At 37.3% G+C, this 7,689-nt stretch carries 8 protein-coding genes; 3 read left to right on the plus strand and 5 right to left on the minus strand.

The window, feature by feature from the left end:
* The first annotated feature begins 420 nt into the window (after positions 1-420).
* On the plus strand, positions 421-555 hold the full coding sequence (locus ACU1LP_RS19085; RefSeq protein WP_445732601.1) for a 30S ribosomal protein THX: 135 nt from the start codon (positions 421-423) through the stop codon (positions 553-555).
* Between the two features lie 17 nt (positions 556-572).
* Here ACU1LP_RS19085 and yaaA read toward each other — a convergent pair whose 3' ends face one another.
* Positions 573-1,331 (minus strand): peroxide stress protein YaaA, encoded by a 759-nt coding sequence (yaaA, locus tag ACU1LP_RS19090; RefSeq protein ID WP_445732602.1) that lies wholly within the window; start codon positions 1,329-1,331, stop codon positions 573-575.
* A 322-nt stretch (positions 1,332-1,653) separates the two neighbouring features.
* The gene (gene ctlX, locus ACU1LP_RS19095; RefSeq protein WP_445737071.1) at positions 1,654-2,589 is read right to left on the minus strand and encodes a citrulline utilization hydrolase CtlX; all 936 of its coding nucleotides are present in this window, start codon (positions 2,587-2,589) and stop codon (positions 1,654-1,656) included.
* A gap of 292 nt (positions 2,590-2,881) precedes the next feature.
* Here ctlX and ACU1LP_RS19100 point away from each other — a divergent pair, with 292 nt between their 5' ends.
* Positions 2,882-3,112, plus strand: coding sequence for a hypothetical protein (locus tag ACU1LP_RS19100; protein WP_445732604.1), 231 nt, complete (start codon positions 2,882-2,884; stop codon positions 3,110-3,112).
* The gene (locus ACU1LP_RS19105) at positions 3,102-3,449 is read left to right on the plus strand and encodes a type II toxin-antitoxin system PemK/MazF family toxin (protein WP_445732605.1); all 348 of its coding nucleotides are present in this window, start codon (positions 3,102-3,104) and stop codon (positions 3,447-3,449) included. Before ACU1LP_RS19100 ends, ACU1LP_RS19105 begins: the two co-directional genes overlap by 11 nt.
* 88 nt (positions 3,450-3,537) lie before the next feature.
* Here the strand turns inward: ACU1LP_RS19105 and ACU1LP_RS19110 are convergent, their stop codons facing one another.
* The 3 genes from ACU1LP_RS19110 to eno form a co-directional block, all read right to left on the minus strand.
* Positions 3,538-4,452 carry a dimethylarginine dimethylaminohydrolase family protein gene (locus ACU1LP_RS19110; RefSeq protein WP_445732609.1) on the minus strand — a complete coding sequence of 305 codons (915 nt, stop codon included), beginning with the start codon at positions 4,450-4,452 and terminating at the stop codon, positions 3,538-3,540.
* Between the two features lie 66 nt (positions 4,453-4,518).
* Positions 4,519-5,805 carry a citrate synthase gene (locus tag ACU1LP_RS19115; protein WP_445737072.1) on the minus strand — a complete coding sequence of 429 codons (1,287 nt, stop codon included), beginning with the start codon at positions 5,803-5,805 and terminating at the stop codon, positions 4,519-4,521.
* Positions 5,806-5,977: 172 nt separating this feature from the next.
* The gene (gene eno, locus ACU1LP_RS19120; RefSeq protein ID WP_445737073.1) at positions 5,978-7,270 is read right to left on the minus strand and encodes a phosphopyruvate hydratase; all 1,293 of its coding nucleotides are present in this window, start codon (positions 7,268-7,270) and stop codon (positions 5,978-5,980) included.
* Between the last annotated feature and the right edge of the window lie 419 nt (positions 7,271-7,689).

Raw genomic sequence — 7,689 nt, forward strand, 5'->3', positions numbered from 1 at the left:
CATAAAAGCAAAAAATGGAACAGAATCGTCAAATTATGTCAAAATGCTGCATAATGGGAAATTTGTCGTACACCCTAAGTTCATCCATTACTTGTCTAAAAAAAAGATTTTTTGTAATTTATGGCTTTTAAAATAAAAAATTTCTTGAAACCGACTATACTCGAGGCAGACCCGATAGCTATCGGGACATAGAGGTATTTCGCCGTCCCGATAATTATCGGGATCATTTTGGCCTCGGGACCAAAAACCGTCCCGAAAGCTTTCGGGATTGTATTTTGCACCACCCGGAATTGCAAAAAGGCAATTCCGACCTCCCCCAAGGGGAGGTATAATTGGAAACCCCGACGCAGAGCGTCGAGGAATTCTTTAGATTAAACAATAAAAGATTCCTTTCTTCAAGGGAATAAAAAAAATTATTTTATGGGAAAAGGAGATAAAAAAACAAGGCGTGGTAAAATAAACCGAGGCTCTTTTGGCGTTAGACGCCCTAGAATTAAAAAGAAACCTTCCGTTGAAACCAAAATAAGCATTGATAAAAAAGCGATTGCTAAATAACCTTTTTGAAAATTCGTCTATCTAATAAAAACCAAATCGGTTTCGGTAGACAGTGGTTCGCTAAAATGATAGCCTTCATAATTAAATGCTTTAATATCATCAATGGTTTTGGCGTTGGTGTCAATAACGTAACGTGCCATTAATCCGCGGGCTTGTTTGGCAAACGCCATGATTATTTTGTATTCGCCATTTTTAAAATCCTTGAAATTAGCGGTAATTACAGGTGCTTTTAATGCTTTGCTGTCAATGGCCTTAAAATACTCATTACTTGCTAGGTTTAAAAACATCTCGCCATTTTCCAGTTCGTCGTTCAATGTTTTTGTTATGGTTTTTCTCCAAAATCCATATAGGTTTTTGTTTTTCCCCACCGGGAATTTAGTACCCATTTCCAATCGGTATGGCTGTATTAAATCCAATGGTTTTAGCAAGCCGTACAAACCCGACAAAATACGCAGGGTGTTTTGAGCGTTATTTATTTTTTCCTGTGACATGGAATAGGCATCAAACCCTCTATAAACCTCGCCACTAAACGCGTATATGGCCGGTCTTGCATTATGTGATGAAAACGGTAATTGCCATGATTGATTGCGCTCATAATTCAACTGCCCCAACGCATCGGAAATACCCATGAGTTTCGATAGGCTTTTAGCCGATTTTTTTTTAAGTAATTTATGGATACGTTCAGATTGCCCTAAAAACTGGGCCTCGGTGTATTTGGTGGTGGGTAATTCTGTTTCAAAATCGAGCGACTTTGCGGGTGATATAACTAATTTCATCGAAAATATTATTTGTCATTTCCGTGAATCCCGAAAGCTCCCGAGCTATCGGGACGGGAGGAAATCTTGTTTTTATTTATAAACCAAAGTTTAGTACATGACAAAATAATCTTACATCATAAAAATAACTATTAAAGTTGACCCCTCCGCCTATCGGCACCTCCCCTTGAAAAAAGGGGAGGAATTATTTAAGGAGATTTTTTTAATAATTTGATGTTAATAAATTTTTGTCATGTACTTAAAAACCAAAGTTACAAATACTAAATCCAAAAAAATAAAATTACAAAATCTAAATTCCAAAAAATAAAATCTAAAATTTAGATTACGCTTTTGGTAAAAACACTTCGGCCATCATGCAACGGGCGCTACCGCCCCCACAAGCCTCAATAGTATCCAGAGAACTTGAAAGTATTTGGGTATGTTTTTCCAATGTTTCTATTTGATTTTTGGTTAAGGAATCATACGCTGCTTGACTCATAATCAAATACCCTATATCATTGGCGCCTTTTACTTGCAACATATTGCCTGCAAAATTATTAACCTGTGCTTCGGTAATATCGATAATATCTTTCCCATCTTCTTTTAAGTGGCCAATCACATTGCGGCGTTCTTTTTTATCATCAATACAGCTCAAACAAATAACGGCAAAAGTCTCTCCTATACACATCATCACATTGGTATGGTAAATGGCTTTCCGCTCGCCGTTCACCGTTTGGTTAGCGTTGAAAATAACAGGCAAGTATTCAAAATCCTCGCAAAATTCAATAAACAGATCTTCATCGGCTCTGGGCGACAAGGCGCAATAGGCTTTTCTGTTCACTCTATCCAACACAATACTTCCGGTGCCTTCAAGAAAAACGTGTTCGTCTTCCGCATCGGTATAATCTATGATGTTATTAATAGTAAATCCCGAATTTTCTACCGCTTCCAGAATATCCTCACTACGCTCCAAACGTCGGTTTTCTGCAAACATGGGATACAGGCCCACATCGCCATTTTCATGAAACGATACCCAGTTATTTGGAAAAATGGAATCGGGCGTATCAAACTCCTCGGTATCCTGCACAACAATTACCTGTACGCCAATGCCTCTTAATTTGTTAACATAAGTATCAAACTCCTGTTGTGCTTTGGCATTAACAGTTTGTGGCAATAATTCAGCCATTACTTTTTGGTAATAGTTGTTTACCGCGGTTTGCTCGTTCATCCTAAAATGGATAGGACGAACCATTAAAATGGTATTGGTGGCCTGTTTCATCTTTTAAAAAATTACGCTACAAAAGTAAGACTATTTTAGGCGATAAAAAATGAGGTTTTTAAAGTTGATGGTGTTATTAAACTCCCTAAGAGCAGAGACCATAAGGCACAAGATTCCAAAAAAAAGAAATTCCAAATTCCAAAAAAAAACTTGTTTAATATACAATTAAGATATACTTTTGATATATCTAAAGGCAAAATAACATGAAACTTCCATAACGGGTTTTCGATATCCAAATAAATAATCATAAGGAAGCAACAGGTGTCAAATAAAAAACAAATAATATAAACACATGAAAACTGTCTCGTTAAAAATTGATGATTCTATTTTTGTTGAAACTGAAAAGATTCTTTCAAAAATTAAAAAACCCAGAAACCGGTATATCAACGACGCTATTGATCACTATAATCGATTGCAAAAACGTGCTCTTTTAGAAAAAAAACTTAAAAAAGAATCTGATTTAGTAAAAGCGGACTCCATGGCTGTATTAAAAGATTTTGAAGCTATTGATTATGTCGATTAAACAATATGAAATCTGGATTGCAGATTTAAACCCACAACTTGGAACTGAAGCTGGAAAAACAAGACCAGTACTTATTATACAAACAAATTTTCTAAATCAAATACCACATCCGTCAACAATTATTTGTCCGATTACAACAAATGTTAAAAATGATTCAGAAATTTTACGCGTTCATTTAAAAAAAGGAGACGCCAATTTACACCAAAATTGTGATGTTATGATAGACCAAATAAGGACCATTGATAACAAACGATTCATTAAAAAAGTTGGCGATTTACCAAAAAACTTGATTGATAAAATCAAAGAAAATTTAATGATAATTATGGATTTAGAATAGAACATGGGAGCCTCTTTGTTTATTTAAAAGTTCGCATCTAATAACACATTGCATACACAGAAAGTTTCTTCCTATATTTACCCTACAATCACTCCCTCACCAAAGGCATCGTACTACAACGCAACAAGCCTTCTTGTTTGCCTATTTCGGCATAAGGTACTTCTTCTACAGTAAACCCTTCTTGTCGCAACCACGTGTTCAGTCTGGTAAAGTTTTTTTCTGATATGATAACATCTTCTGAAATTGAAAAAACATTACTGTTCATTTGGTACATTTCATCTTTGGTGATTTCAAAAACGTTTTCCTTTCCAAAAAAAGCAACCAACCATTGGTACTCCCGTTCTATTAGAAAGCCGTTTTTATGGATGATGGCTTTGTCTTTCCCAATAGGCTGGAAACAGCAATCTAAATGCAAGGCATTTTCTTTGGCGTTTGTGTTCGATTTTCGGAGTTCAAAGGATTTAACCGTTTTATCGGGAAACAATTCCTGAATGGCAATAACCGCATCCATATTGGTGCGTGCCGTAATCAATTGCGGATAATCCTCCCCCGAATAGGTGCCGATAAAAATATGGTCGTTCCACGGAATCACATCACCACCTTCCACATGGCATTCTGGTGGCAAAATAACACGGTTTTTTCTATCAATTTGATTCCATACATAGCGAATGGCTTCAATTTCCGCTTCTCTGTTGGGTAGAATATTGGCCCTAATTATTTTATCTTCTATTACAAAAGCGATATCGCGCGAAAATATTTGGTTACAATCTTTAATGACCTTCGGTCTAAAAACCTGAACGTCGTACTTTTTAAAAACAGCAGCAACGGCTTCCATTTCACCAACCATATCAGCTTCTTTTGGATACGTGCCCGCCAATACGTTCTCAATGCTTTTAGGGTCATAGCAATCTTCCACCTTTGGTGTTGGTCCATTGTTTTCGGCAGTTCCTAAAATAACAACCCTTAACTTGGAAGTCTCGTTTCTTATATGGAGTTTTAACATGGTGTAGCTATAAAAAAGCCTCATAAGGTTTAGTTATGAAGCTTTAATTTTTTAAATAAACTATTTTTACCTTTTATCCAAAGGAGTAAAAGATCTAAGAGTAGCCCCGGTATATATTTGTCTTGGTCTACCTATTGGTTCTTTGTTTAAACGCATTTCACGCCATTGGGCTATCCAACCTGGTAAACGCCCTAATGCGAACATAACGGTAAACATATCGGTTGGAATGCCCATGCCCCGGTATATTATACCGGAATAGAAATCGACATTGGGATACAGTTTTCTGTCCACAAAGTACGGGTCTTCCAAGGCTTCTTTTTCAAGGCACTTGGCAATATCTAAAATGGGATCGTCAATTCCCAAATTACCCAACACTTCGTCGGCAGCTTTTTTAATGATCTTGGCACGCGGATCAAAGTTTTTATAAACACGATGGCCAAAGCCCATTAAACGGAACGGATCTTCTTTGTCTTTTGCCTTCGCCATGTACTTTTTAGTATCTCCATCGTCTGCTTTAATAGCTTCAAGCATTTCCAGAACTGCTTGGTTGGCGCCCCCATGGAGCGGTCCCCAAAGCGCTGATATACCTGCCGATAACGATGCAAATAATCCTGCATGGGAGGAGCCTGTAATTCTGACTGTAGAGGTTGAACAATTTTGTTCATGGTCGGCATGCAAAATTAAAAGCTTGTCCAATGCATCAATTAAAACTTTATTTTGGATATAACATGCATTTGGCTGACTGAACATCATTTTTAAAATATTCTCAACATACCCTAAGGAATTATCTCCATAATCCAATGGCAATCCTAATTTCCTGCGATAGGTCCAAGCCACTAAAACCGGGAATTTACCAAGTATTTTCACGATAGCTCTATACATGTCTTCTTCAGAATTAACATTAACTGAAGATGGGTTAAACGCGGTTAATGCACTGGTTAATGAAGAAATAACACCCATGGGGTGTGCCGACTTAGGAAACACATCCACAATTTTCTTTATATCCTCATCTACAATAGATTGTGCCTTAATGTCGTGGTGAAATTTATCATTCTGTTCCTTGGTAGGAAGTTCACCAAAAATCAAAAGATACGCAACCTCTAAAAAATCAGCTTTTTCAGCCAACTCTTCAATTGAATAGCCCCGATATCTTAAAATGCCTTTTTCACCATCTAAAAATGTAATGGCACTTTCACAAGAACCTGTATTTTTATATCCAGGGTCTAATGTGATGACTCCATCTGATGCACTTCTGAAATTAGAAATATCAATTGCTAATTCATTTTCTGTTCCTTCAATTACCGGAAGTTCTATTTTTTTCCCATTGACTTCAATGGTAGCAGTATTTGCCATAAGTTAAATGATTTGTGATTCTTTAATTCAATTGCTAATTTACGAAATATCCCATTAGTTTAATCAGTGTTGAAAGCAAACATTTATTCATTTAACAAATTATTTTAAATTTATGCAAAAAAAAAAGCGATTATTAAAATAATAACCACTTTTTTTAAAAAAATAAATATTTTTACTTGATTTTAAATGCTTTTTCTTGAGGGAAATAAGCCGTATCTCCCAATTGCTCTTCAATACGAAGCAATTGGTTGTATTTAGCCATACGGTCGCTACGGGACGCAGAACCGGTTTTTATTTGCCCGCAGTTTAAGGCCACCGCTAAATCTGCAATGGTATTGTCCTCAGTTTCACCAGAACGGTGGGACATTACCGATGTATAACCCGCATTTTTAGCCATATTTACAGCAGCAATGGTTTCTGTCAACGAACCAATTTGGTTTACTTTTACAAGAATGGAGTTGGCAATGCCTTCCTTAATACCTCTAGATAAACGCTCTACATTGGTAACAAATAAATCATCACCTACCAACTGCACTTTATCACCAATTTTATCGGTCAATAATTTCCAGCCGTCCCAATCGTTTTCATCCATGCCATCCTCAATAGAGATGATTGGGTATTTTGCCGCTAGTTCAGCTAAATAATCCGCTTGTTCTGCCGATGTTCTTACTTTTCCTTTATCGCCTTCAAACTTGGTATAATCGTATTTTCCGTTCGCATAAAATTCTGCCGATGCACAATCCAATGCAATCATAATATCGCCACCAAACGTATAGCCCGCTTTTTCAACAGCCAATTTAATGGAATCCAAAGCATCTTCAGTTCCGCCAGCTAAATTAGGCGCAAAACCACCTTCATCGCCCACAGCAGTACTTAAACCCCTGTCGTGCAACACTTTTTTAAGGTTATGGAAAATCTCTGTTCCCATTTGCATAGCATGCGTAAAGTTTTTGGCCTTTACGGGCATGATCATAAATTCCTGGAACGCAATAGGTGCATCACTATGGGAACCTCCGTTGATAATGTTCATCATAGGCACCGGAAGCGTGTTTGCGGAAACCCCACCTACGTAACGGTACAAAGGCATATCCAGTTCGTTGGCTGCCGCTTTTGCCGCTGCCAAAGAAACGCCCAAAATAGCATTGGCCCCTAATTTGGATTTGTTTTTGGTGCCATCCAAATCAATCATGATCTGATCGATTAAATTTTGTTCAAAAACCGAAATGCCCATTAACTCTGGAGCGATCACCGAATTTACGTTATCTACGGCTTTCAAAACACCTTTTCCCATGTAGGCTTTTCCGCCATCGCGCAACTCGACAGCTTCATGCTCGCCGGTTGAGGCGCCCGATGGTACAGCAGCTCTTCCCAAAACACCGTTTTCTGTTACAACATCTACTTCTACCGTTGGATTTCCTCTGGAATCCAAAATCTGTCTTGCGTGTATATTTATAATTATACTCATAATCAGTTTATTTTAACTTATTTAATTAGTTCAAATTTACGGTTAAATCTTGTCTTTTTAAGATGTTTTCAAAGAATTATTAAAAAATACATCTACAACGTTTTAGTAACATTTGCCCTAAAAAACAAAAGCTTTTTTTGGGCGTTACCACAAGGGTCGGGCTTTTATTCGCTATTTAATATTTTTTTAGAGGAACTCATGAATTTAAATATTTCACTGCAAGTCCTCGCTCTCCCGAAACGACGGGATCGCTGTGGGCTTTCCGCTGCAATCCCTAACGCGGGCAACCAGCTAAGTTTATGGGTTTTCGCTGCTTTTTGTCATCCTAAAACGGTTACTAAATGAAGACCTCACAGGTGGGGTGTCAAATTTGTGCGTATTCATAAAAAATCGTTCGGTCTGTTTTTTAAACTTTTTCG

It is taken from the genome of Mariniflexile sp. (assembly GCF_052728615.1).

What these genes read in the sequence shown, in the direction of transcription:
- ACU1LP_RS19085 (WP_445732601.1), top strand. Translation starts at nt 421, where the DNA reads ATGGGAAAAGGAGATAAAAAAACAAGGCGTGGTAAAATAAACCGAGGC.
- yaaA (WP_445732602.1), bottom strand. Translation starts at nt 1,331, where the DNA reads ATGAAATTAGTTATATCACCCGCAAAGTCGCTCGATTTTGAAACAGAA.
- ctlX (WP_445737071.1), bottom strand. Translation starts at nt 2,589, where the DNA reads ATGAAACAGGCCACCAATACCATTTTAATGGTTCGTCCTATCCATTTT.
- ACU1LP_RS19100 (WP_445732604.1), top strand. Translation starts at nt 2,882, where the DNA reads ATGAAAACTGTCTCGTTAAAAATTGATGATTCTATTTTTGTTGAAACT.
- ACU1LP_RS19105 (WP_445732605.1), top strand. Translation starts at nt 3,102, where the DNA reads ATGTCGATTAAACAATATGAAATCTGGATTGCAGATTTAAACCCACAA.
- ACU1LP_RS19110 (WP_445732609.1), bottom strand. Translation starts at nt 4,452, where the DNA reads ATGTTAAAACTCCATATAAGAAACGAGACTTCCAAGTTAAGGGTTGTT.
- ACU1LP_RS19115 (WP_445737072.1), bottom strand. Translation starts at nt 5,805, where the DNA reads ATGGCAAATACTGCTACCATTGAAGTCAATGGGAAAAAAATAGAACTT.
- eno (WP_445737073.1), bottom strand. Translation starts at nt 7,270, where the DNA reads ATGAGTATAATTATAAATATACACGCAAGACAGATTTTGGATTCCAGA.